The sequence below is a fragment of the Brevundimonas sp. Leaf363 genome, from assembly GCF_001424025.1.
GTDB lineage: Bacteria > Pseudomonadota > Alphaproteobacteria > Caulobacterales > Caulobacteraceae > Brevundimonas.
Genome location: NZ_LMPZ01000001.1, coordinates 284262 through 307952 on the forward strand (window position 1 = coordinate 284262; position 23691 = coordinate 307952).

Annotated in this window: 20 protein-coding genes; 9 read left to right on the forward strand and 11 right to left on the reverse strand. The window is 69.4% G+C overall.

Translation table 11 applies throughout. The features are described 5' to 3' along the window. The first annotated feature begins 74 nt into the window (after positions 1-74). Positions 75-1583, forward strand: coding sequence for a S41 family peptidase (locus ASG17_RS01465; protein WP_056098277.1), 1509 nt, complete (start codon positions 75-77; stop codon positions 1581-1583). Between the two features lie 7 nt (positions 1584-1590). On the opposite strand, the gene ccmB is transcribed toward ASG17_RS01465, so the two are convergent. After that, complete coding sequence (ccmB, locus tag ASG17_RS01470) at positions 1591-2256, reverse strand: heme exporter protein CcmB (protein WP_056098279.1); 666 nt, start codon at positions 2254-2256, stop codon at positions 1591-1593. Beyond that, on the reverse strand, positions 2253-2867 hold the full coding sequence (ccmA, locus tag ASG17_RS01475; protein ID WP_056098281.1) for a heme ABC exporter ATP-binding protein CcmA: 615 nt from the start codon (positions 2865-2867) through the stop codon (positions 2253-2255). Before ccmA ends, ccmB begins: the two co-directional genes overlap by 4 nt. Positions 2868-3072: 205 nt before the next feature. On the opposite strand from ccmA, the gene acnA reads away from it, so the two are divergent. Continuing rightward, a complete protein-coding gene (acnA, locus tag ASG17_RS01480) occupies positions 3073-5799 on the forward strand; it encodes an aconitate hydratase AcnA (RefSeq protein WP_056098283.1) in 2727 nt (908 codons plus the stop codon). Between the two features lie 26 nt (positions 5800-5825). After that, positions 5826-6428 (forward strand): SOS response-associated peptidase family protein, encoded by a 603-nt coding sequence (locus tag ASG17_RS01485; protein WP_056098285.1) that lies wholly within the window; start codon positions 5826-5828, stop codon positions 6426-6428. Positions 6429-6437: 9 nt separating this feature from the next. Here ASG17_RS01485 and ASG17_RS01490 read toward each other — a convergent pair whose 3' ends face one another. After that, a complete protein-coding gene (locus tag ASG17_RS01490) occupies positions 6438-7325 on the reverse strand; it encodes a hydrogen peroxide-inducible genes activator (protein WP_056098950.1) in 888 nt (295 codons plus the stop codon). 192 nt (positions 7326-7517) lie between these two features. After that, positions 7518-9758 carry a catalase/peroxidase HPI gene (gene katG, locus ASG17_RS01495; RefSeq protein ID WP_056098287.1) on the reverse strand — a complete coding sequence of 747 codons (2241 nt, stop codon included), beginning with the start codon at positions 9756-9758 and terminating at the stop codon, positions 7518-7520. A gap of 256 nt (positions 9759-10014) precedes the next feature. Between katG and ASG17_RS01500 the strand changes: the two genes are divergently transcribed. Continuing rightward, complete coding sequence (locus ASG17_RS01500; RefSeq protein WP_056098289.1) at positions 10015-10569, forward strand: peroxiredoxin; 555 nt, start codon at positions 10015-10017, stop codon at positions 10567-10569. Positions 10570-10736: 167 nt separating this feature from the next. Then, positions 10737-11273 (forward strand): carboxymuconolactone decarboxylase family protein, encoded by a 537-nt coding sequence (locus ASG17_RS01505; protein ID WP_056098290.1) that lies wholly within the window; start codon positions 10737-10739, stop codon positions 11271-11273. 18 nt (positions 11274-11291) lie between these two features. On the opposite strand, the gene ASG17_RS15900 is transcribed toward ASG17_RS01505, so the two are convergent. After that, a complete protein-coding gene (locus tag ASG17_RS15900; RefSeq protein ID WP_255353987.1) occupies positions 11292-11423 on the reverse strand; it encodes a hypothetical protein in 132 nt (43 codons plus the stop codon). A gap of 164 nt (positions 11424-11587) precedes the next feature. Between ASG17_RS15900 and ASG17_RS01510 the strand changes: the two genes are divergently transcribed. The 3 genes from ASG17_RS01510 (at position 11588) to ASG17_RS01520 (ending at position 14229) form a co-directional block, all read left to right on the forward strand. Next, the gene (locus ASG17_RS01510; protein WP_056098294.1) at positions 11588-12808 is read left to right on the forward strand and encodes an NADP-dependent isocitrate dehydrogenase; all 1221 of its coding nucleotides are present in this window, start codon (positions 11588-11590) and stop codon (positions 12806-12808) included. Between the two features lie 276 nt (positions 12809-13084). After that, on the forward strand, positions 13085-13684 hold the full coding sequence (locus tag ASG17_RS01515) for a DUF2939 domain-containing protein (protein ID WP_056098295.1): 600 nt from the start codon (positions 13085-13087) through the stop codon (positions 13682-13684). After that, positions 13681-14229: a DUF2939 domain-containing protein gene (locus ASG17_RS01520; protein ID WP_056098298.1), complete on the forward strand. Its 549-nt coding sequence runs from the start codon at positions 13681-13683 to the stop codon at positions 14227-14229. Before ASG17_RS01515 ends, ASG17_RS01520 begins: the two co-directional genes overlap by 4 nt. A gap of 3 nt (positions 14230-14232) precedes the next feature. Here ASG17_RS01520 and alaS read toward each other — a convergent pair whose 3' ends face one another. From alaS to ASG17_RS01550, 6 genes are all read right to left on the reverse strand, one after another. Further along, positions 14233-16899, reverse strand: coding sequence for an alanine--tRNA ligase (gene alaS, locus ASG17_RS01525; RefSeq protein ID WP_056098300.1), 2667 nt, complete (start codon positions 16897-16899; stop codon positions 14233-14235). Positions 16900-16985: 86 nt separating this feature from the next. Then, complete coding sequence (locus ASG17_RS01530) at positions 16986-18374, reverse strand: HAMP domain-containing sensor histidine kinase (protein WP_056098301.1); 1389 nt, start codon at positions 18372-18374, stop codon at positions 16986-16988. Between the two features lie 70 nt (positions 18375-18444). Continuing rightward, positions 18445-20367, reverse strand: coding sequence for a threonine--tRNA ligase (gene thrS / locus ASG17_RS01535; RefSeq protein ID WP_056098303.1), 1923 nt, complete (start codon positions 20365-20367; stop codon positions 18445-18447). A gap of 2 nt (positions 20368-20369) precedes the next feature. Beyond that, entirely contained in the window at positions 20370-20627 is a 258-nt protein-coding gene (gene yidD / locus ASG17_RS01540; protein WP_056098305.1) for a membrane protein insertion efficiency factor YidD, read from the reverse strand. 85 nt (positions 20628-20712) lie between these two features. Next, on the reverse strand, positions 20713-21180 hold the full coding sequence (locus ASG17_RS01545) for an iron-sulfur cluster assembly scaffold protein (protein ID WP_056098953.1): 468 nt from the start codon (positions 21178-21180) through the stop codon (positions 20713-20715). Between the two features lie 194 nt (positions 21181-21374). After that, a complete protein-coding gene (locus ASG17_RS01550) occupies positions 21375-22208 on the reverse strand; it encodes a tetratricopeptide repeat protein (protein ID WP_056098306.1) in 834 nt (277 codons plus the stop codon). Positions 22209-22286: 78 nt separating this feature from the next. Between ASG17_RS01550 and ASG17_RS01555 the strand changes: the two genes are divergently transcribed. After that, a complete protein-coding gene (locus ASG17_RS01555; protein ID WP_056098308.1) occupies positions 22287-23672 on the forward strand; it encodes a M17 family metallopeptidase in 1386 nt (461 codons plus the stop codon). Positions 23673-23691: the final 19 nt, after the last annotated feature.

Here is a 23691-nt window from a genome sequence, read left to right on the forward strand (position 1 = left end):
ACGAGGTGACGAAAGCTTAAGTGGCGACCCATGCATGCCACTGGTATTCGGCGACTGATCACAGGGGGGGCGACATGATCCGCACGCAGCTTCTGGCGCTGGGCGCCGCCGCTCTGTTCGCCGCGCCGGCGACGGCCCAGGAGGCGACGCCGTCGCCGATGACGCAGCCGCACGACTGGGGCGCGCTCTTGAAGCAGGATGCAACAGCGGCCCACGCCGCGATTATCGACAGCCATCCTGGCGTCCAGGACAGCCTCAACCCCGGCTTCCGCTCCCAGGCCGACGCCGGCCTGGCGGTGGCGCTGGAGCGGGCGAAGACAGCGAGTACGGCGGGCGGCTGGTGGTGGGCGCTGCGCGGCTTCATCGCCTCGTTCGACGACGGGCATGTGCAGCTGGGCCTGACCGACCCGTCCTGGGGCTTCCCGACCCGCTGGCCCGGCTTCCTGACCGCCTATCGCGGGGACGACGCCGTGGTGGCGACCCGTGACGAAAGTGACGCTTCGACCCCACCGGTCGGGGCGCGGCTTCTCGACTGCGACGGCGTCTCCGCCGCGGATCTCGGGGCGCAGCGGATCGGCGCCTTCCGCGGACGCTGGTTCCTGGAGGCGCAGAAGGTGTCGTTCGGCGACTGGCTGTTCCTGAGCGCCCAGAATCCGTGGATTTCGGAGATGCGAACGTGCCGGTTCGAGACCGGCGGGAGGGCGGCGTCCTATGATCTGACCTGGCGCCCGCTGGAAGGAGACGCGCTGCGCGCCCGCAGAACGGCGGCGGGTCGCCAGCCGTCCATCGACTTCGGGTTCACGCGGCTGCCGGATGGCGGCTACCGGCTGGCCATGCCGTCCTTCGACGGCGATCCGTCCGGTGAGGCCTTCCCGGCGCTGACGGCCCTGCTGGCCGAGGCCGAGGCGAAACAGGCCGAGCTGCGCGCGGCCCCCTATGTGGTGCTGGACCTGCGCGGCAACGGCGGCGGCTCGTCTCACTGGAGCCAGCACATCGCCCGCACCTTGTGGGGCGACGACTGGCTGTCGGCGCACGGCGAGGCGCCGATCCAGGGCATCGAATGGCGCGCATCCCAGGCCAACCTCGACGCCATCCGCGCCTACCTGGCCGAATGGCGCGCCGCCGGCGTGCCGGAGGAGGACGAGCGGATGGTCTGGGGCCTGCGGATCGAGGCCGGCATGGTCGCCGCCATGGCCGAGGACAAGTCGTACTGGAGCGACATGGCCGCGCCGCCGGATGTGTCGATGGCGGCGCCTGAGGCGGCCGATCCACCGCTGCTGATGCAGGGCCCGGTCTATGTGATCACCGAGGCAGGCTGCGGCTCGGCGTGTCTGGATGCGGTGGATCTGTGGAAGGCGGCGGGGGCGGTTCAGGTCGGGCGCGAGACATCGGCGGACACCGTCTACATGGATGTGCGCGATCAGGCGCTGCCGTCGGGCCTGGCGCGGATGGCGATCCCAATGAAAGTCTGGCGTGGCCGGGCGCGCGGCAACAACGAGCCACAGACTCCGGCCCGGCTGTTCGACGGCGACATGGCCGACGACGACGCCCTGATGGCGTGGATCGCAGCGCTGCCGCGCTGACCCGGCGTCAGGACTGGGCGTTGCGGATCGCGGCGGCCGCCGCGAAGGGCGTGATGACGAGGGCGAACAGGGCGTAGGCCAGCAGAAGGCCCAGCGCAGGCCAGGGCGGCAGGCCCTCGGCGGCGCGGGTCAGGGCGCCGGCGCCGAACACGGCGGGCGGAATGAACAGGGGCAGGACGACGACGGCGATCAGCAGGCCGCCGCGCCGCGACCCCAGCGCCAGCGCCGCGCCGAGGGCGCCGGTCAGGGCGAAGGCGAGGGCGCCGATCAGGGCGGCCAGCGCGGCGGTCCCGGCCAGCGCGCCGGGCAGGCCCAGCGACAGGGCGACGACGGGGGCGGCGACCGCCAGCGGCAGGCCCAGGGCGATCGTCTGCGCCGCCACCTTGATCAGGACCACGACCTCCAGCGGCTGCGGCCCCACGGCCAGCAGGTCCAGCGATCCGTCCTCGAAGTCGCGTTCGAACAGGCGCTCCAGCGACAGCAGGCTGGCGAGGGCCAGTGCGATCCAGCCGATGCCGCCCGCGACGGGGGCCAGGGCCCGCGCGTCCGGTCCGGCGGTCAGGGGGACCAGCGCGCCCAGGCACAGCATGAAGCCGCAGACCAGCAGCGGCCCGCCGCCGCCGGCCCAGGCGAGGCTGATCTCGCGGCGGAACAGGGCGCGGACGGCGCTCATTCCGACCGCCCCAGCGACAGTTCCGTCGACGGAACGGGCAGGGGATCGTGCACCGCCGCCAGGATCGAGCCGCCGCCCGCCAGATGGCCGGCGAAGATGGCGCCCATGTCATGCCGCCAGCGTGCGTCGAGCGGCGCCAGAGGCTCGTCCAGCAGCCACACGGGGCGCGGCGCGGCCAGCAGGCGCGCAAAGGCCAGGCGGCGGCGCTGGCCGGCCGACAGCTTGCGCACCTCCAGCGCCAGCAAAGCGCCCAGGTGCAGGGTCTCGACCGCACGCTCGACCGCCTCGGGCGCCGCGCCCAGCCAGCCGGCTGCGAAGGCCAATTCGTCGCGCGCCAGTCGTCCGGTCTTCAGTCCGTCGAGATGGCCCAGCAGGTGCAGGCCGCCCGCGCGAGCCTCGCCCGCCTCCAGATCCTCGCCGTCCCGCTCGAACGCGATCCGGCCCGCGTCGGGTCGTAGAAAGCCCGCGACGGCGCGCAGCAAGGAGGTCTTGCCCGCCCCGTTCGCGCCGGTCAGCGCCACGGCCTGTCCCGGCTCCAGCACGAAGCTCAGGCCGCGGGTCAGGCGACGCTCGCCCCGCGACAAATGAAGGCCTTCGACGACCACCCTCACGACGGAACCTGCCGCGAGAAAATGAGAACCGTTCTCAATGTCTTGGCCCAGACGGTGGTCGCATGGACGGACCCGGCGAGCGCCGCTATACGCCCCCTCGCCGCAGCAGGCTTTCGACGCGCGCGGCGGGAACCTGTGCGACCCGCCGAACGGCGCGCGAAGGCGCAACCGGATGTCCGGGCGGCTTTGACCAGAGGACCTCTCCATGCCGTCAGTCGACAGCCTGAACACCCGCCGCGACCTTTCCGTCGGGCGCAAGAAGTACGCCTATTACAGCCTTCCCGCCGCCGAGGAAGCCGGTCTGGCCGGGATTTCCCGTCTGCCGCGCTCGATGAAGGTGCTGCTGGAGAACCTGCTTCGCGCCGAGGACGGCGTCTCGGTCACCGCCGATGACCTGAAGGCCGTGGCCGCCTGGATCGAGAACAAGGGCTCGGTCGAGCACGAGATCGCCTTCCGCCCCGCCCGCGTCCTGATGCAGGACTTCACCGGCGTGCCGGCGGTCGTGGACCTGGCCGCCATGCGCGACGCGATGGCCAAGCTGGGCGCCGACCCGGCCAAGATCAATCCGCTGAACCCCGTCGACCTGGTCATCGATCACTCGGTCATGGTCGACTTCTTCGGCGACAAGAAATCGGCCGAGAAGAACGTCGCGCGCGAATATGAGCGCAACATCGAGCGCTACAACTTCCTGCGCTGGGGCTCGTCGGCCTTCAACAATTTCCGCGTTGTCCCACCCGGCACCGGCATCTGCCACCAGGTCAACCTCGAGAACCTGGCCCAGACCGTTTGGACGCTGGAAGACGGCAAGACGACCTACGCCTATCCCGACACCGTGGTCGGCACCGACAGCCACACCACCATGATCAACGGCCTGGCCGTTCTGGGCTGGGGCGTCGGCGGCATCGAGGCCGAGGCGGCCATGCTGGGCCAGCCGATCCCGATGCTGATCCCCGAGGTCATCGGCTTCAAGCTGACGGGCGCCCTGCCCGAGGGCGCGACCGCCACCGACCTGGTGCTGACGGTCACCCAGATGCTGCGCAAGAAGGGCGTGGTCGGCAAGTTCGTGGAGTTCTTCGGCGACGCCCTGGCGGGCCTGACGCTGGAAGACCAGGCCACCATCGCCAACATGGCCCCGGAGTACGGCGCCACCTGCGGCTACTTCCCCGTCTCGGCCGCGACCATCGCCTATCTGACCGCCACGGGCCGCGACAAGGCGCGCGTCGCCCTGGTCGAAGCCTATGCGAAGGCGCAAGGCCTCTGGATCGACGAGACGTCGGAAGAGCCCGTCTTCACCGACACCCTTGAGCTGGATCTGGCCACCGTCGTCCCGTCGCTGGCCGGTCCGAAGCGTCCGCAGGACCGGGTCGAGCTGACCGTCGCCGCGCCGTCGTTCGAAACGGCCCTGACCGACATCTTCAACCGCCCGGCCGACGCCGAGCGCGTGGCCGTCGAGGGCGAGAAGTATACGGTCGGCGACGGCGACGTGGTTATCGCCGCGATCACCAGCTGCACCAACACGTCCAATCCGTCGGTGCTGATCGCCGCCGGCCTGGTGGCGCGCAAGGCCAACGCCCTGGGCCTGAAGCCCAAGCCCTGGGTCAAGACCTCGCTGGCCCCCGGCTCTCAGGTCGTCACCGACTATCTGACCGACGCCGGCCTGCAGAAGGATCTGGACGCCCTGGGCTTCAACCTGGTCGGCTACGGCTGCACCACCTGCATCGGCAACTCGGGCCCGCTGGACCCGGCCGTGTCCAAGGCGATCAACGACAACGCCCTGGTCGCCACCAGCGTGCTGTCGGGCAACCGCAACTTCGAGGGCCGGGTGAACCCCGACGTCCAGGCCAACTACCTGGCGTCGCCGCCGCTGGTGGTCGCCTACGCGCTGGCCGGCTCGATGCGGATCGACATCACCACCCAGCCGATCGGCCAGGACAAGAAGGGCAACGACGTCTTCCTGAAGGACATCTGGCCCACCTCGGCCGAGATCGCCGAGATCCAGCGCAAGTCGGTCACGCCCGCCATGTTCGCCAAGCGCTACAAGGACGTCTTCAAGGGCGACAAGCACTGGCAGGCGATCGCCGTCACCGGCGGCCAGACCTATGAGTGGGACGACAGCTCCACCTACGTCGCCAACCCGCCCTACTTCGAAGGGCTGTCGATGGAGCCCAAGCCGGTCACCGACATCGTCGAGGCGCGCGTCCTGGCCATCTTCGGCGACAGCATCACGACCGACCACATCTCCCCGGCCGGTTCGATCAAGAAGACGGCCCCGGCCGGCAAGTACCTGACCGACCACGGCGTGGATGCGGCCGACTTCAACAGCTACGGCGCCCGCCGCGGCCACCACGAAGTCATGATGCGCGGCACCTTCGCCAACATCCGCATCCGCAACAAGATCACGCCCGATATCGAAGGCGGCGTGACCAAGCACTTCCCGTCGCAAGACGTGATGTCGATCTACGACGCGGCCATGCGCTACCAGTCGGAAGGGCGTCCGCTGGTCGTCTTCGCCGGCAAGGAATACGGCACCGGTTCGTCGCGCGACTGGGCGGCCAAGGGCACCAACCTGCTGGGCGTCCGCGCCGTCATCGCCGAAAGCTATGAGCGCATCCACCGCTCGAACCTGGTCGGCATGGGCGTGGTGCCGCTGCAGTTCAAGACGGACGGCTGGAACCGCCTGGGCCTGACCGGCGAAGAGATCGTCACGATCCGCGGCCTGTCGGACGTCAACATCGGCCGCCTGCGTCCGCGCCAGGACCTCTGGGTCGAGATGTTCCGTCCGTCGGACGGCAAGATGGCCCGCTTCCCGGTCCGCTGCCGCATCGATAACCAGACCGAGCTGGACTACTTCAAGGCCGGCGGCGTCATGCCGTTCGTCCTGCGCAACCTGGCGCGCGGCCCCGAGACCGTGGACGCGGTCGCGGCGGAATAGGCGAAACGGACGCGGGGTTCGCCAGGATGTGCGCTTCCTACGAATCCCGCTTCACCGTCCGCCAGCTGGTCGACCTCTTCGCCCAGGCGGGCGCGCCCCTGGTCTTCCCGGGCGGGCTGCCGAACCTCGAACCGGTCGACGAGATCCGGCCCACCGACCCGGCCCTTGCCGTCCGCGCGGCCAGTGATGCCGAAACGGGCGCTGACACGATGCGGTTCGGCTTTCCGCCGCCGGCGCCCAGGCGGCCGCCGGTGATCAACCTGCGCTCGGAAGGCCGCCGTTTCTTGAACGGTTCGGCCGGCGGTCGATGTCTGATCCCGACGTCCGGCTTCTATGAGTTCACGGGCGACAAGTATCCCAAGACGCGCTGGAAGCTGTCGGCGGCGGATGGCGACCCCCTGCTGCTGGCGGCTGTCTGGCGCGCCGGCGCCGACGGACAGCCGGACGCCTTCGCCCTGCTGACGGGCGAGCCGGGGCCCGACATCGCGCCGTATCACGACCGGGGCGTCATTCCCCTGCCGCCTGCGACGTGGGGCGACTGGCTGTTCGACCGGCGGCCCTCGGATGACATCCTGGCTCCCGCGCCCGCAGGCTCGCTGACGGTGACGGCGGCGCCGCGGCCCCGCTGACGCGGCGCCTCAGTCCAGTTTCAGCGCCTCGGCCAGCAGGCGGGCCTCGGCGGCGCGGCTGGAGCCGGTGCGCCAGGCGACGACGATCTCGCGGCGGGGCGCCACGCCGGCGACGGACCGGATCACCACGCCAGGATCGTCCGCCAGCCCGGCGCTGACGGCCATCTGCGGCAGGAAGCTGACGCCCAGTCCAGCCGAGACCATCTGCACCAGGGTCGGCAGGGATGTGGCGGCGAATATCTCCTCGCCGCGCGGGGCGTCGATATCGAAGGCGGCCAGGGCCTGGTCACGCAGGCAGTGGCCGTCCTCCAGCAGGATCAGGTCCTCGGCCTTCAGCGCCCCCCTAGGGATGGGGCCGACGCCGGCCAGGGCGTGGCCGACGGGAGCCGCGGCCAGGATCTCGTCGTCGCCGATACGGGCGTGGTCGATGCCGGACGCCTCGTACGGCAGGGCGATGACGGCCGCGTCCAGCTGGCCGGATTTCAGCGCCGCGATCAGGCGCGGGGTCAGGTCCTCGCGCAGGAACAGTTTCAGCGCCGGATAGGCGACCTTCAGCCCCGGCACGGCGCGAGGCAGCAGGAAGGGCGCGATGGTGGGGATGACGCCCAGTCGGAAGCGGCCCGACAGGGGGCGGCCGGCGTTACGCGCGGCCTCGACCAGATCCTCGGCGCGGGCCAGGACGTCCTGCGCCCGCTTCACCGCCTCGGCGCCGATCGCGGTCAGCTGGACGTTTCCGCGCGTGCGTTCGACCACGGCGCCGCCCAGCACCCGCTCCAGCTCCTGCACCCCGGCCGAAAGGGCGGGCTGGCTGACATGGGCCGCCTCGGCCGCGCGGCTGAAGGAGCCGTGCTCGGCCAGGAGCTTGAGGTACTGGAGTTGGCGCAGGGTCGGAAGCATGATCGATGACATAGGGGTTCCCTATGGACCAGGCAAAGACGATCGAAGGGTCTTTCCTTCTCCCCTTGCGGGAGAAGGTGACGCCAAAGGCGACGGATGAGGGGTCTCGCGACGTCGGCTGTGGCCGGGCGCGGCGCGACCCCTCATCCCCCTGCCGGAACCTTCTCCCGCAAGGGGAGAAGGCGGCTGTCGTCAGGCGGCGGCCTTGTCGAAGCCGGCGCGCCAGATGTCGTAGCGGTCGGCGTTCATGACCTTGACCCAGGCCTTGGCGAAGTCGCGCACGAACTTCTCGCCGGCGTCTTCGGAGGCGTAGACCTCGGCCAGGGCGCGCAGCTGCGAGTTGGAGCCGAACACCAGGTCGGTGCGGGTGGCGGTCCACTTCTGTTCGTCGGTCAGGCGGTCAGTGCCGACGAAGGTCTCGTCGGCGCTGTCGTCCACCTGTTTCCAGGCCGTGCGCATGTCCAGCAGGTTGACGAAGAAGTCGTTCGTCAGCTGCCCGACCCGTTTGGTCAGAACGCCGTCCTGCGAGCCCTTGTAGTTGGCGCCCAGCACCCGCAGGCCGCCGACCAGCACCGTCATCTCCGGCGCCGTCAGGCCCAGCAGCTGCGCCCGGTCGATCAGCAGCTCCTCGGTCGGCACGTTGAAGCGCACCGACAGATAGTTGCGGAAGCCGTCGGCTTTGGGCTCCAGCACCGCGAAGCCTTCTACGTCGGTCTGTTCGGCCGAGGCGTCGGTGCGGCCGGGGGTGAAGGGCACGTCGATGGAATGGCCCGCCGCCTTCGCCGCCTGTTCGACCCCGACGGAGCCGCCCAGCACGATCAGGTCGGCGATGGAGACGTTGGCGCCCGACGAGGCCTGGATGCCCTCATAGACCTTGAGCACCCGATCCAGTTCGGCCGGTTCGTTGACCTCCCAGCTGCGCTGCGGCTCCAGGCGGATGCGTCCGCCGTTGGCGCCGCCCCGGTGGTCCGAGCCGCGATAGGTGACGGCGGAGGCCCAGGCCGTCTTGACCAGATCGGCGACCGACAGGCCGGAGGCGGCGATGGCCGACTTCAGCGAGGCGACATCCGCGTCGGTCAGGGCCGGGCCGGTCGGGGCGGGGATCGGGTCCTGCCAGATCAGATCCTCGGCCGGGACTTCCGGGCCCAGGTAGCGAGCCCTGGGGCCCATGTCGCGGTGGCACAGCTTGAACCAGGCGCGGGCGAAGGCGTCGCCGAAATAGGCCGGATCGGCGCGGAACTTCTCCATGATGACGCGGTAGGCCGGGTCGATCTTGAAGGCCATGTCGGCCGTGGTCATCATGGTCGGGACGCGCTTGCCCGGCGTGTGCGCGGCCGGTGCCAGGGTCTCGGGCGGATTGCCGACCGGCTGCCACTGCTTGGCGCCTGCCGGGCTGCGGACCAGCTCGTACTCATGGTCCAGCAGCATGTCGAAATAGGTCATGTCCCAGGTGATCGGCGTGGGGGTCCAGGCCCCTTCGATGCCCGAGGTGATCGTATGGTCGCCCATGCCGCTCTCATGTCCCGACTGCCAGCCGAGGCCCTGCTGGGCGATGTCCGAGCCTTCGGGCGACTGCCCCACCAGCTTGGCGTTGCCGGCGCCGTGCGCCTTGCCGAAGGTGTGGCCGCCCGCGGTCAGGGCCGCCGTCTCCTCGTCGTTCATGCCCATGCGGGCGAAGGTCTCGCGCAGGTCGCGCGCCGACAAAAGCGCCTCGGGCACGCCGCCGGGGCCTTCGGGGTTCACATAGATCAGGCCCATCTGGATGGCGGCCAGCGGGCTTTCCAGCTCGACGCCGTCATCAGGACGGATGCGGGTCTGGTTGGCCTCGTCGCCGACCCAGTTCTCCTCGGTGCCCCAGTAGACGTCCTTCTCGGGCTCCCAGACGTCCTTGCGGCCGCCGCCGAAGCCGAAGACCGGCCCGCCCATCGATTCAATGGCGACATTGCCGGCCAGGATCATCAGGTCGGCCCAGCTGAGCTTGGAGCCGTACTTGGACTTGATCGGCCACAGGATGCGGCGCGCCTTGTCCAGGTTGCCGTTGTCCGGCCAGGAGTTCAGGGGGGCGAAGCGCTGCTGGCCCGCGCCCGCGCCGCCGCGACCGTCGCCGGTCCGGTAGGTGCCGGCCGAGTGCCAGGCCATGCGGATGAAGAAGGGGCCGTAGTGGCCATAGTCCGCCGGCCACCACGGCTGGCTGTCGGTCATCAGGGCCTTGAGGTCCGCTTTCACGGCCTGATAGTCCAGCGACATGAAGGCCTTGGGGTAGTCGAAGTCGTCGCCCATCGGGTCGCCCGACTTGCCCTGCTGGTGCAGGATGTCCATCGACAGATGGTTCGGCCACCAGTCGCGATTGTTGCGCCCGGTCAGCGAGCGCAGCGCGCCCTTGTCCTTCTTGGGGTCGTTCAGAGGTGTGGCGCCGCCTGCGTTTCCGTCCATGGTCCCGGCCTTTTCTTGATTGAGGGTCACCCAACGTCGGCCATGCGAAATCGAAAGACAAATCGATTGATGTTTTGATCGAGAATAGCGGAGCTTATGGATCATCGCCGGAATCGGCATAAGCTTAGTCTATTCGCACTTGCGAAAGGATCGATTTGACTTCGATCCTGCGGCGGCCCATCTGAGCTCCAACGGCGGCGCCTCCTCCCCCTCCCGGCGCCGCCGCACCAATCATCATCGCACCTAGGAGATGCACATGCTCGGCGTCGGCCAGACCCTGCCTGACTTCAAGATCATCGGCGTGAAGCCCGGCTTCAACAGCCACGAAGAGAACGGCGTCTCGGCGTTCGAGACCGTCACCAAGGACAGCTTCGAGGGCAAGTGGAAGGTCATCTTCTTCTACCCGAAGGACTTCACCTTCGTCTGCCCGACCGAAATCGCCGCCTTCGCCAAGCTGGGCAAGGATTTCGAGGACCGCGACACCGTCGTCCTGGGCGGTTCGACCGACAACGAGTTCACCAAGCTGGCCTGGCGCCGCGACCACGCCGACCTGGACAAGCTGCCGATCTGGCAGTTCGCCGACAACGGCGGCAAGCTGGCCCGCGCCCTGGGCGTGCTCGATGAAGAAGAAGGCGTCGCCCTGCGCGCGACCTTCGTCGTCGATCCGCACAACGTCATCCAGCACGTCTATGTCACCAACCTGAACGTCGGCCGTGCGCCGGAGGACACCCTGCGTGTCGTCGACGCCCTGCAGACCGACGAGCTGTGCGCCTGCAACCGCCCCGTCGGCGGCGACGTGCTGGCCGCGTAAGTCACGGGTAAAAAGTGTCAGTGAGCGAGGGGTGAGCCAGTCCGGCTCGGCCTCCGCTCACGCCTTTTCCAGAAGGCCCGCGCCGGTCGATCCTGGCGCACGCCTGCTCACTGCTTGCTCACTTGCACTTTTCACAGCCGCCTCTCCGACGGCTGATCGAGGCCCCCATGTCCCTTGACGCCCTGCGCGAACAACTGCCGTCCTACGCCAAGGATATCTCGCTGAACCTGTCGTCGCTGGCGGGTGAGAGCCTGCTGACCGATCAGCAGAAGTGGGGCTGTTTCCTGGCCTCGGCCCACGCCATCGGCGTCGCGCCGGTGGTCAGGCTGATCGAGGCCCAGGCGGCGACCGTGCTGTCGCCGGAAGCCATGAACGCGGCCAAGGCGGCGGCGGCCATCATGGGCATGAACAACATCTACTATCGGTCGCTGCACCTGATGAAGAACCACGAATACACCACCCTGCCGGCGCGCCTGCGGATGAACATCCTGGCCAACCCGGGCGTGGAAAAGCTGGACTTCGAGCTGTGGTCGACGGCCGTGTCGGCCATCAACGGCTGCGGCGCCTGCCTGGACGCCCACGAGGGCGAGCTGCGCAAGCACGGGGTGCCGAACACGCACGTCCAGGCCGCCCTGCGCATCGGCGCCGTGGTGCATGCCGCCAGCCGCATCATCGCGTCCGAAGCAGCGCTGGCTTCGGCCTGACGGCGCGCATCCTCCCCATTAAGGGGGAGGATTTTGCACCGGGGCCAGGTCGTCGAGAACCTGACGCATCAACTCCACGTCGAGAATGGGCGGAGCCTCGCAAAACGCGAGAATCCACCGCTCGGTCAATAGCTTGAGCTCATCGGTCATCGGGCTTCCTGAACGGGCCTTCAAAACCCGGCGCGGCCGCCAAAAGTTCGGCTAAGAGATGCGACGATTTCGGGGCACGGTTAACGCGACCGCCCTTTGCGCCCGCCGCCGGCCCTCGCTATACCGCCGCGACATCCCCGCACAGCCGCTGACAAGGACGCCCCATGGCCAAGATCGCCGTCGCAAACCCGATCGTCGACATCGACGGCGACGAAATGACCCGGATCATCTGGCAGTGGATCAAGGACAAGCTGGTCTTCCCGTTCGTGGACGTCGAGCTGGACTACTACGACCTGGGCATGGAGCACCGCGACGCCACCGACGACCAGGTGACGATCGACGCCGCCCACGCCATCCAGAAGCACGGCGTCGGCGTGAAGTGCGCCACCATCACGCCCGACGAGGCGCGCGTCGCCGAGTTCGGCCTGAAGAAGATGTGGAAGTCGCCGAACGGCACCATCCGCAACATCCTGGGCGGCGTGGTCTTCCGCGAACCGATCATCTGCTCGAACGTGCCGCGCCTGGTGCCGGGCTGGACCCAGCCGATCGTCGTCGGCCGTCACGCCTTCGGCGACCAGTACAAGGCCACCGATTTCCTGATGCCGGGCGCCGGCACGCTGTCGATCAAGTTCGTCGGCGACGACGGCCAGGTGATCGAGCACGAGGTCTTCAAGTCGCCGTCGGCGGGCGTCGCCATGGGCATGTACAACCTGGACGACTCGATCCGCGACTTCGCCCACGCCTCGTTCAGCTATGGCCTGAACCGCAACTTCCCGGTCTATCTGTCGACCAAGAACACGATCCTCAAAGCCTATGACGGTCGCTTCAAGGATATCTTCCAGGAGGTGTTCGACGCCGAGTACGCCGAAAAGTTCAAGGCCGCCGGCCTGACCTATGAGCACCGCCTGATCGACGACATGGTGGCCGCGGCCATCAAGTGGTCGGGCGGCTTCGTCTGGGCGTGCAAGAACTACGACGGCGACGTGCAGTCCGACGTGGTGGCGCAGGGCTTCGGCTCGCTGGGCCTGATGACCTCGGTGCTGATGACGCCGGACGGCAAGGTGATGGAGACCGAGGCCGCCCACGGCACCGTGACCCGCCACTATCGCCAGCATCAGAAGGGCGAGGCCACCTCGACCAACTCGATCGCTTCGATCTTCGCCTGGACCGCCGGCTTCAAGCACCGCGCCAAACTGGACGGCAACGCCGAGCTGATGACCTTCGCCGAGACACTCGAGAAGGTCGTCGTCTCGACCGTCGAGGCCGGATTCATGACCAAGGACCTGGCCCTGCTGGTCGGCGACCAGCAGGGGTGGCTGACCACCGAGGGCTTCCTCGACAAGGTCGCCGAGAACCTGCGCGCGGCCTTGCCGGACGTGGGCTGATCGCTCTTCTGGGGCGGCGTCGCTGATGCCGCCCCGTATTCGGGCGCCCCATCTTGGGGCCGTCATCCTCGGACTTGATCCGAGGATCGGGTGTAGGTCGTGCTGAACGCAGATGGCTCGTGGCGCGGCGCTTCAGCCTGTCTCTGCTGCCCGCCGGACAACCTGATCCTCGGATCAAGTCCGAGGATGACGGGAGGGGGAGTGGGCCGACGGGCAGTTTCCCTTTGGACCCTTCCCGAGCCTCGTGCATTCTGACGCCGAGCCTGGGGAGGCGTGATGAAGAAGCTGCTGTTCAATCTGATCATCACGGTCGCCGTCATGGCGGTCGTGGCTTTCTTCGCCGCGCCCGCCGTGGGCTTCTTCGCGATCCGGTCGGCCGCCGACGCCAGTGATGTGGCGGGCCTGTCGCGCCTGATCGACTTCACCGCCGTGCGCCAGTCGCTGCGGCCCCAGCTGGATGGCCGTCCCGAGGCGATGGCACCGCCGCCGTCCTTCATCGAAGATCCCATCGGCGCCTTCCGTCGCCGCGTCGAGGACGCCCTGCCGGCGCCCCAGGCCCCCGACGTCGACGCCTATCTGACGCCCTCGGCCATCGGCGCGCTGACGCGGGGCGAGGGGCGTTACGCCTCGCAACGTCACTCGGGTGCGCAGGCGACTCGCGATCCCTTCCCCGCGCCCGTCTTCTGGGGCGTCAATCGCGCCCGGATGGCGGTCGAGGACGACGGCGGCTCGCGCACCATCTTCACCTTCGAACGTCGCGGTCCGTATGAGTGGAAGCTGGTCCACATCGGCCTGCCCGAAGGGGCCGGTCCCGCCGCGCCCGCACGCGTCGCGGCGCCGGCGCCGGCCGCCAACCGTTCGGCGGCTCGCCCATGACCCGACGCGGCATCAAGGCTCTGGTCTGGGGCGTCGTCCTGATCGTCTTACTGGTGGCGAGCGGACTTTATGCCTTCAGCCCCATCCTCAGCGCCCGCGCCCTGGTCAAGGCGGGCCAGGCCGGCGACGCCGCCGCGCTGGAACGGCTCGTGGACTTCCCCGCCTTCCGGATCAGTCTGAAGGAACAGCTCAACGCCCGCATGATCGACGAGTTGAAGGGCAACGACGCGGCGCTGGGGGGGCTGGGCATGCTGATCGGCCCCGCCCTGATCTCGGCCGCCGTCGACGCGTTCGTGACCCCCCAGGCGGTCGCCTCCATGGTCAAGACCGCCGAGGCGCCGGTCGCCGAGCCGGGCGAGCCGATCAAGCCCTCCGCCGACGCCCCGCCCAAGGCCGACCAGGTGCACGAGAGCTACAGCTACCGCGACCTGAACACCTTCGCCGTCACTCTGACGCGCGACGACCGGCCGAACGAAAAGCTCGACCTTCTGATGAAGCGCCGCGGCCTGTTCAGCTGGAAACTGGCGGCGGTGGACCTGAGGTAGGCCTCAGCCGGCGAGGGCCGCCCGCACCGCCGTCAGACCCTCTTCAGCCTTGGAGCCATCCGGGGCGCCGCCCTGGGCGAAGTCGGGTTTGCCGCCCGCGCCTTGCCCGCCCATGGCCAGGACGGCCGCGCGGGCGAGGTCCGCCGCATTCACCTTGCCGGCCAGGTCGGGCGTGGCGGCGACCGTGACCGCCGCCTTGCCTTCGGTGACGCCGATCAGGGCGACGACGCCGGAGCCGAGTGACTTCTTGAAGTCCTCGGCCACGCCGCGCAGGCCTTTGCCGTCGACGCCGTCCAGGACGCGGGCGATCAGCTTGACGCCGCCGATCTCTTCCGGCGCGGCGTTGGCGCCCGAGCCGCCGCCCAGGGCGAGCTGCTTCTTCAGGTCGGCGACCTGCTTTTCCAGCGCCTTGACCGAGGTGGTCAGGCCCTCGACGCGAGCGGGCACGTCAGTCGGCTGGATCTTGAAGTCGCGGGCCAGGGCGCGGGCGACGTTGGCCTGGGCCAGCAGATACTGGCGGGCCGCCTCGCCGGTCAGGGCTTCGATGCGGCGCACGCCCGCCGCGATGCCGGTCTCGGACACGATCTTGAACAGGGCGATGTCGCCGGTGCGGGCCACGTGGGTGCCGCCGCACAGTTCGACCGAATAGGGCTTGGATGCGTCGGTCAGCGAACGGCCCAGCGTCAGGACGCGGACCTCGTCGCCGTACTTCTCGCCGAACAGGGCGACGGCGCCGGCCTCGATGGCTTCCTGCGGGGCCATCAGTTGGGTCGTGGCCGGGACGTTCTGGCGGATGACGGCGTTGACCTCGTCCTCCAGCGCGGCCAGCTCGGCATCTGTGACCGGCGCGTTGTGGCTGAAGTCGAAGCGCATGCGCTCGGCGTCGACCAGCTGGCCCTTCTGGGCGACGTGAGAGCCCAGCACATGGGCCAGGGCCGCGTGCAGCAGGTGGGCGGCCGAATGGTTGGCGCGGGTGGTCAGGCGGGCGTCGGACTTGGCGCGCAGCTGGGCTCGGACGCCGATCTCCAGCGTGCCCGAGGTGATCTCGACCTTATGGGCGTAGAGGTCGCCGCCGGCGTGCTTGAGCACGTCCAGCACCGTCGCCGTCGCCTGCTGGCCCGAGGCGTCGGTCCACTCGATCTCGCCCTTGTCGCCGGCCTGGCCGCCGCCTTCGCCGTAGAAGGGGGTCTGGTCGAACAAGACCTCGCCGACCTGGCCGGCCTCCAGCCGATCGACGGCCTCGCCGCCGACCACCAGGGCCAGGACTTCGCCCGAGCCTTCAACCGCGTCATAGCCGGTGAAGACCGTCGGCCCCAGGCGATCGCGCAGTGCCAGCCACTCGCCGGCGTTGGCGCTCTGACCCGAGCCGGTCCAGTGCTCGCGCGAGCGGGCGCGCTGCTTGGACATGGCGTCCTCGAAGCCGTCGACGTCGACGCCGAAGCCGCGCCGCCGCGCCTCGTCCTGCGTCAGGTCCAGCGGGAAGCCGTAGGTGTCGGACAGGGTGAAGGCCGTCTGGCCGTCCAGCATGTCGCCGGGCTGGAAGCCGTCCACGGCCTGGTCGAACAGGGTCATGCCCCGGCCCAGGGTGGTGCGGAAGCGCAGCTCTTCCTGTTTCAGCGTGTCCTCGACGAAGGCCTGGGCGCGCTTCAGCTCGGGGAAGGCCTCGCCCATTTCGGCGACCAGCGTCGGCACCAGGCGGTGCATCAGCGGGTCGGACGCGCCCAGCAGGTGGGCGTGGCGCATGGCGCGGCGCATGATGCGGCGCAGGACGTAGCCGCGGCCCTCGTTCGACGGGGTGACGCCGTCGGCGATCAGGAAGGACGACGAACGCAGGTGGTCGGCGATGACCCGGTGGCTGGCCGCCATGTCGCCGCTGACGTCGGTCGAGGTGGCCTCGGCCGACGCGGCGATCAGGGTCTGGAACAGGTCGGTGTCGAAGACCGAGTTCTTGCCCTGAAGCACGCTGGCGATGCGCTCCAGCCCCATGCCGGTGTCGACCGACGGCTTCGGGAGGGAGCGGACGATCTGGTCGTTCTCCTTCTCGAACTGCATGAAGACGTTGTTCCAGATCTCCACGAACCGGTCGCCGTCCTCATCGGGCGAGCCGGGAGGGCCGCCGGGGACGTGCTCGCCGTAGTCGTAGAAGATCTCGGTGCAGGGACCGCACGGGCCGTTGTCGCCCATGGCCCAGAAGTTGTCGGACCCGGCGATGCGGACGATCTTGTGGTCGGAGAAGCCGGTGACCTTCTTCCAGATGTCGAAGGCCTCGTCGTCGTCGATATAGACGGTGACCATCAGCCGGTCGGGCGACAGGCCGAAGTCCTTTGTGACCAGCGTCCAGGCGCGGTCGATCGCGTGTTCCTTGAAATAGTCGCCGAAGGAGAAATTCCCCAGCATCTCGAAGAAGGTCAGGTGGCGGGCGGTGTAGCCGACGTTGTCCAGGTCGTTGTGCTTGCCGCCGGCGCGGACGCATTTCTGGGAGCTGGTCGCGCGCGGATAGGGCGGGGTGGCGGCGCCCGTGAAGTAGTCCTTGAACGGCACCATGCCGGCGTTGACGAACAGCAGGGACGGATCGTTCTGCGGCACCAGCGGGGCCGAGTGGACCTTGGTGTGACCGTCGGCCGCGAAGTAATCGAGGTAGGTCGAACGGATCTGCTTGAGGCTGGTCATGAGGCGGGCCGGACGTGCGCGAGAGGCGGAGGAAGCGCCTCATATAGGGGTTTCAGCCCCTTTGCATCACCCGCGAGGCGCCCGCCCTATGCGGCCACGGCTTGGGCGACCGCCTCCCAGCGCTCGACCTCGACGTCCAGCGTCAGGGAGAAGGTCGAGCCCTGGCCGTGCACCGAGGCGACGGTGATGGCCCCGCCCATCATCTGGGCCAGCCGCTGCGAGATGCTGAGGCCCAGGCCCGTGCCGCCGAACCGGCGCGTGGACGAGGCGTCGACCTGGGTGAAGGGCTGGAACAGCCGCTCCAGATCCTCCTGCGCCATGCCGATGCCGCTGTCGTCGACCGCCACGGTCAGGCGGGCGTGACCCGACGGCAGCCGCCGGCTCGAGACGGTCAGGCAGACCGCGCCCTGGGCCGTGAACTTGACCGCGTTGCCCAGCAGATTGTGGACGATCTGGCCCAGGCGCAACGGATCGACGCGCACCAGGGCGGGCAGGTCGCCGGTGACCTCGCGCTTGAAGCCAAGGCCCTTGGCGCGCGCCTGCGCCTCGAACGGGCCGACCAGACGGTCGAGCAGGGCGGCGGCCTCGGTGGACTGGACGGCCAGGTCCATCTTGCCAGCTTCGATCTTGGTGATGTCCAGGATGTCGTTCAGCAGCATCAACAGGCCTTCGCCCGAGGTCTGGATGACGTCCACGAACTCCTTCTGGCGGCCGCTCAGCTCGCCCATGCGCAGCAGTTGCGCCGCCCCCAGCACGCCGTTCATCGGCGTACGCAGCTCGTGCGAGATGACACCCAGAAAGTTGGATTTAGCGGCGCTGGCGTTGTCGGCCTTGTCGCGCGCGGCCTTGAGTTCTTCGATCAGCTCGGCCTGGCGGGCGTTGATCGCCACCAGCTCACGGTCGCGCACGCTGGTGATGACGATCTTGATCACCAGGGCCATGGCGACGACCGGCAGCAATCCGGCCATGGCCCAGAAGCCCGGCGTGCCGAACAGGGTCGCCATCAGGACTAGGCTGGTCAGGGTGTAGGGGGTCGAGACGATGATGGCGTCGCGCGGCGCGGCCCGCATCTGGGTGAAGACCAGCATGTAGCCGCACAGCAGAAGGCCGATGGCGACCATGTGCCCGTAGGCATGATCGCTGAAGAACGCCAGCAAGGGCGCGCCGGCCCAGGCCACGCCGGAGACCGTCGCGACCAGCAGCTTCAGCCGCGCATGGCTGATCGCACTGGGCATCTGGATGCGGGTCTCGGCCAGGGTGCGGGCATAGCCGGAGGCCACCGCCACGGCGAACCAGGCAATCGCTGTCAGCCAGGGCGTGACGGTCGCCAGGGCCAGCGCCCAGGCCCCGATGACGACGAAACGCAGATTGCCGGACTGGACCAGCCGATGCAGCCACGGGGCGGGCGCCGCCGGTTCGGCGGTGCGTTCTGGCCGGGCCGGCGCGTCCTGCGCGGCCTGCAGTGAGTGGGTCACGGCTGCTCCCTTCTGGTGCAGCCGTGACCTTGACCGGCAGTAGCCTAAGATACGGTGAAGTCGGCGTCTTTCAGCCGCGCAGGTCCGGCGCCAACGCCTCGGTGGTGAGGGCCGCGATGGCCTCGTCCAGCGTCAGCAGCTCCTGCGCCTGCGAGCCCAGACGGCGGATGGCGACCTTGCCCTCGGCGGCTTCGTTGCGGCCGACGACGGCGATAACGGGTACCTTGCCGACCGAGTGCTCGCGCACCTTGTAGCCGACCTTCTCGTTGCGCAGATCGACCTCGACCCGCAGGCCGGCGGCCCGCAGCTTGGCCGCCGTCGCCTCGGCATACTCGTCGGCATCCGAGGTGATCGTCGCCACCACCACCTGCACCGGCGCCAGCCACAGCGGGAAGGCGCCGGCGTAGTTCTCGATCATGATGCCGATGAAGCGCTCGAACGAGCCCAGGATGGCCCGGTGCAGCATGACCGGCCGGTGCTTCTGGCCGTCCTCGGCGATGTAGGTGGCGTCCAGACGCTCGGGCAGGACGTAGTCTAGCTGGATCGTGCCGCAGGTCCATTCGCGGCCGATGGCGTCCTTGACGATGAAGTCCAGCTTGGGCGCGTAGAAGGCGCCGTCGCCTTCGGTGACGACCGGCTCGGTCCCGGCGGCGCGGGCGGCCTCGGCCATCAGGGCCTCGGCCTTGTCCCAGAACTCGTCGCTGCCGGCGCGGTTTTCCGGGCGGGTGCCCAGGCTGATGTAGGCCGTCTCCATGCCCAGGTCGGCGTGAACGCTGCGGGCCAGTTTGATGAACTCGGCCGTCTCCTCGACGATCTGATCCTCGCGGCAGAAGATGTGGGCGTCGTCCTGGGTGAAGCCGCGCACCCGCATCAGGCCGTGCAGCGAACCCGACGGCTCATAGCGGTGGCAGGCGCCGAACTCGGCCATGCGCAGCGGCAGTTCGCGATAGGACCGCTGGCCCTGGTCGAAGATCTGCACGTGGCCGGGACAGTTCATCGGCTTGAGGGAAAGCTCCTCACCCTCGACCGTTTCGCAGACGAACATATTGGGGCGATACTTGTCCCAGTGGCCGCTCTGTTCCCAGAATTTGCGGTCCAGAACCTGGGGCGTCTTGACCTCGACATAGCCGGCGGCGTCCAGGCGCCGGCGCATATAGGCCTCAAGCACGCGCCACAGGACCCAGCCCTTGGGGTGCCAGAAGACCATGCCCCGGCCCTCTTCCTGCATGTGGAAGAGCTCCATCGCCTTGCCCAGCTTGCGGTGATCCCGCTTCTCGGCCTCCTCGATGCGCAGCAGATAGGCTTCCAGATCCTCCCTGGTCGCCCAGGCGGTGCCGTAGATGCGTTGCAGCTGGGCACGGCTTGAGTCGCCTCGCCAGTAGGCGCCGGCCAGCTTGGTCAGCTTGAAGGCCTTGCCGACGAAGCGCGTATTGGGGAAGTGCGGCCCCCGGCACAGGTCCAGCCACTCGCCCTGGCGATAGACGGTGATCGTCTCGGTCTCGGGCAGGTCGCGGATCAGCTCGGCCTTGTAGGCTTCGCCGATGCCTTCGAAATAGGCGATTGCCTCGTTGCGGTCCCAGACCTCGCGCTGCAGCCGTTCGCCCTTGTCGATGATCTCCGCCATCTTCTTTTCGATCTTGGCGAAGTCGTCGGTCGAGAAGGGTTCGTCGCGGGCGAAGTCGTAATAGAAGCCGTCGTCGATGGCCGGGCCGATCGTAACCTGGGTGCCGGGGAACAGGCTCTGCACCGCCTCGGCCATCACGTGGCTGGCGTCGTGGCGGATGGTGGCCAGCGCCTCGGGGTCTTCGCGCATCAGCAGGCGGAAGTCGCCGCCGGTCTCGATGACGCGGTCCAGGTCGCGCTGCTGGCCGTTCAGGACCACCAGGGCGGCCTTCTTGGCCAGGGACGGCGAGATGGCGGCCGCCACGTCGCGGCCCGTGGAGCCGTCGGGATACTGGCGCACCGCGCCGTCGGGAAATTTCAGGTCGATCATCGTCAGGTCGTCTTCAGGTCGTCGTTTTGAGGCGGGACCGGGTCATAGCCCGATCCGCCGAAGGGATGGCACCGGCACAGCCGCCGGACCGTCAGCCAGCCCCCGCGAACCGGTCCGTGGGCGATCAGCGCGTCACGGCCATAGTCGGAACAGGTGGGCAGGAAACGGCACGACTGGCCGATCAAAGGGCTCAGCGTCAGCTTGTAGCCGCGATGGGCCAGGCGGACGCCGCGTTCGTAGAGATTAGCGCCGGGGGCCATGTCGCCGCGCTTATCCCCCGTCAGCGCGACGGGGGCAACGGGGGCGAGCCGGGATCGTCTGGACCGAAATCTGATCGATTTCGGCCTAGGCCGCGCCGGCGATGCTAGTTCGAGCCAGCGTCCGCGCCGCCTGCGCCAGGGTCGCGGCCTCCAGCGTCGCCTCGACGGCGACCAGGGTCGAGGCGTGGCGCGCCGGATAGTCGGCCACCAGCTTCAGCGCCCGCAGCCCCTCGAATCGGCCGACCGGCCCTTCGCCGCCGGATTTCAGCATGGCGGAGAGGGCGTCGCGCGCCTCGGCGATCTCCTCGACGCTCGCGCCGATCACCCCCTCGCCGATGACGCCGGCGGCGGCCTGACCCAAGGCGCAGGCCTTCACGTCCTGGGCGAAGTCGGCCACCCGGCCGTCGTCATCCAGCACAACATCGACCACGGCCCGCGACCCGCACAGCTTGGCGGTCCGCTCGCCCGTGCCATCGGGCGCGGCCAGCCGACCGCTGCGCGGCATGTTCGCCGCGAGCGCCAGGATCCGCGCGCTGTAGAGCTCGTCGATCATGGTGGGAAGATAGTCGGTGAGACGCCCAAGCGCCACGCCTCTCCCTCCCCGTCCCGGGGAGGGCGGACGCCGAAGGCGTCGGGTGGGGGCGGCCCCGCAAATCAGGCGCGGTGGATGTTCGGCTCCGCCGCCCCCACCCCGGCTCCGCTTCGCTTCGCCATCCCTCCCCGAGGCGGGGAGGGAGAAGGGCGGTGCTACCCCCCCTGCACCGACGACCAGTTGCGGGTCTCGGCCTGGGCCGCCGCTTGCGCCGCGCGGGCCTGTAGCCAGCGGATGTTGCGATCCGCCGCCTCGGGCGGCAGGTCGCGGCGCAGGATCTGTTCTGCCTCGGCCGTCTTGCCCTGCAGGCCCAGAGAAAGGGCCAGGTTCTGGCGGACCTTCAGCGTTGCGCTCGGCTGGGCGGCGGCGCGGCGCAGCAGGGCCTCGGCGCCGGCGGCGTTGCCCGAACTCATCAGGGCGATGGCGGCGTTGGTCAGGATGTCGGGATTGTCGGGCGACAGGCGTAGCCCCTCGTTCCAGGCGGCGCGGGCGTCGTCGGTGCGTCGCACCTGCTGATAGGCCACGCCCAGCAGCGACAGCGGGCGCCAGTCTTGAGGCGCGGCTGCTCGCGCCTGTTCCAGCGCCGCTATGCCGTAGAAGGCCTGGCCGCGCGCGATGTGGGCGCGGCCCAGCTCCAGCATGGCCTCGACGTTGGCGGGCTGGACCACCAGCACCGACTGGGCGGTGGCGGCGGCCTGATCGAACTGGCCAAGCTCGCGCAGCGCCAGCGCCAGCTTGACGCCGGCCTGGGGGTCGCGCGGATTGATCTCGTTCTCGCGGGCCCAGAAGACCGAGCGGGCCAGGGCGTCCATCCGGTCGTAGCCGGCGCGGGTGGCGGCGTCGGCGGGCCGGGCCGGCGGCGCGGGCGGCGCGGCGGGGGTGGTCTGGGCGCTGACGGTCGCCGGCGTCTCGGTCTGCGCCAGGGCAGGCGCGCCCGATGCCAGGATCAGGGCGACGAAGGTTGCGGGCAGGGCGAGGGTGCGCGACATGGCGTTGGTCCGACAGACGACTGGCCTTCAGAATCGGCCCTTCGCATCAATCATTGGTTAATAGGCAGGACGCGCCCCATGTCCCTCCCATCCCGCCTCATCGCCGTCGATGCGCCTGAGGCGTCCGGCGCCGTCCCGGTCCGCTTCGTCGGACCGGGCGGCGACACTGCCGAGCGGGCGATGGCGTGGGCGCAGGTGAACGGCTTCACCGGCGCGTCCGGCCAGATGGTGCTGGTCCCCGGCGCCGACGGCGGGCTCGACCATGTGCTGGTCGGGGCGGGCCAGACTTTTGATCCCTGGAGCGCGCGGGCGCTGGCGGCCAAGCTGCCGACCGGCGTCTATCGGCTTGAGGCCGAGCCGGAGGACGCCAGGACGGTGACCCTGGCCTTCCTTCTGGGGACCTATCGCTTCGATCGCTACAAGACGGTGGAGCGGCCCTCGCCCCGGCTGGTCGCGCCAGAGGGGCTCGACGTGGACGAGGTGGTCCGCATCGCGGGCGCCTGCGCCCTGGTCCGCGAAATGGTCGATACGCCCGCCGCCGACATGGGCCCGCTGCAGATCGAGACCATCGCGCGAGAGATCGCCGAGAGCGCGGGCGCGACCCTGACCGTCATCACCAGCGACGCCCTTCTGGAGGCCGACTATCCCGCCGTTCACGCCGTCGGTCGGGCGGCGGTTCCGGCGCGGGCGCCGCGCCTGATCGAAATGGGGTGGAGGCTGGACCGCACCGAGCTGCCGCTGGTCGCCTTGGTCGGCAAGGGCGTGGTCTTCGACACCGGCGGCCTGAACATCAAGGCTGGCGCGGGCATGCGGAACATGAAGAAGGACATGGGGGGCGCCGCCCATGTGCTGGGTCTGGCGCGAATGATCACCCAGGCCGATCTGCCGGTGCGGCTGGTGGTCGTGGTGGCGGCGGTCGAGAACGCCATCGCCGGCGACGCCTTCCGGCCCGGCGACATCCTGCGGACGCGCAAGGGACTGACGGTCGAAGTCGGCAACACGGATGCGGAGGGTCGGCTGGTGCTGGCCGACGCCCTGACCCGCGCGGGTGAGCATTCGCCGGACGTGACGCTGGATTTCGCCACCCTGACCGGCGCGGCGCGGATCGCCCTGGGGCCGCAATTGCCGCCTCTCTATACGGACGACGACGCGATGGCCGAGGGGTTGCTGGCGGCGGGCCGGGATCAGGCCGATCCCCTGTGGCGGATGCCGCTGTGGGCTGGATACGCCCCGGCGCTGGAGGCGGAGATCGCCGACCTGCGCAACGATCCGGCCGCCTGGGCCCAGGCCGGATCGGTCACCGCCGCCCTGTTCCTCAAGCGGTTCGCGCCCGAGACCGGCGTCTGGGCGCACCTGGACATCTTCGCCTGGAACCCGCGCGCCCGGCCCGGCTGGCCCGAGGGCGGCGAAGCGCAAGGCATCCGCGCCGCCTACGCCTGGCTGAAGGGTCGCTTTCCCGTCTGATCGGGCCGTCGTTAAGGCG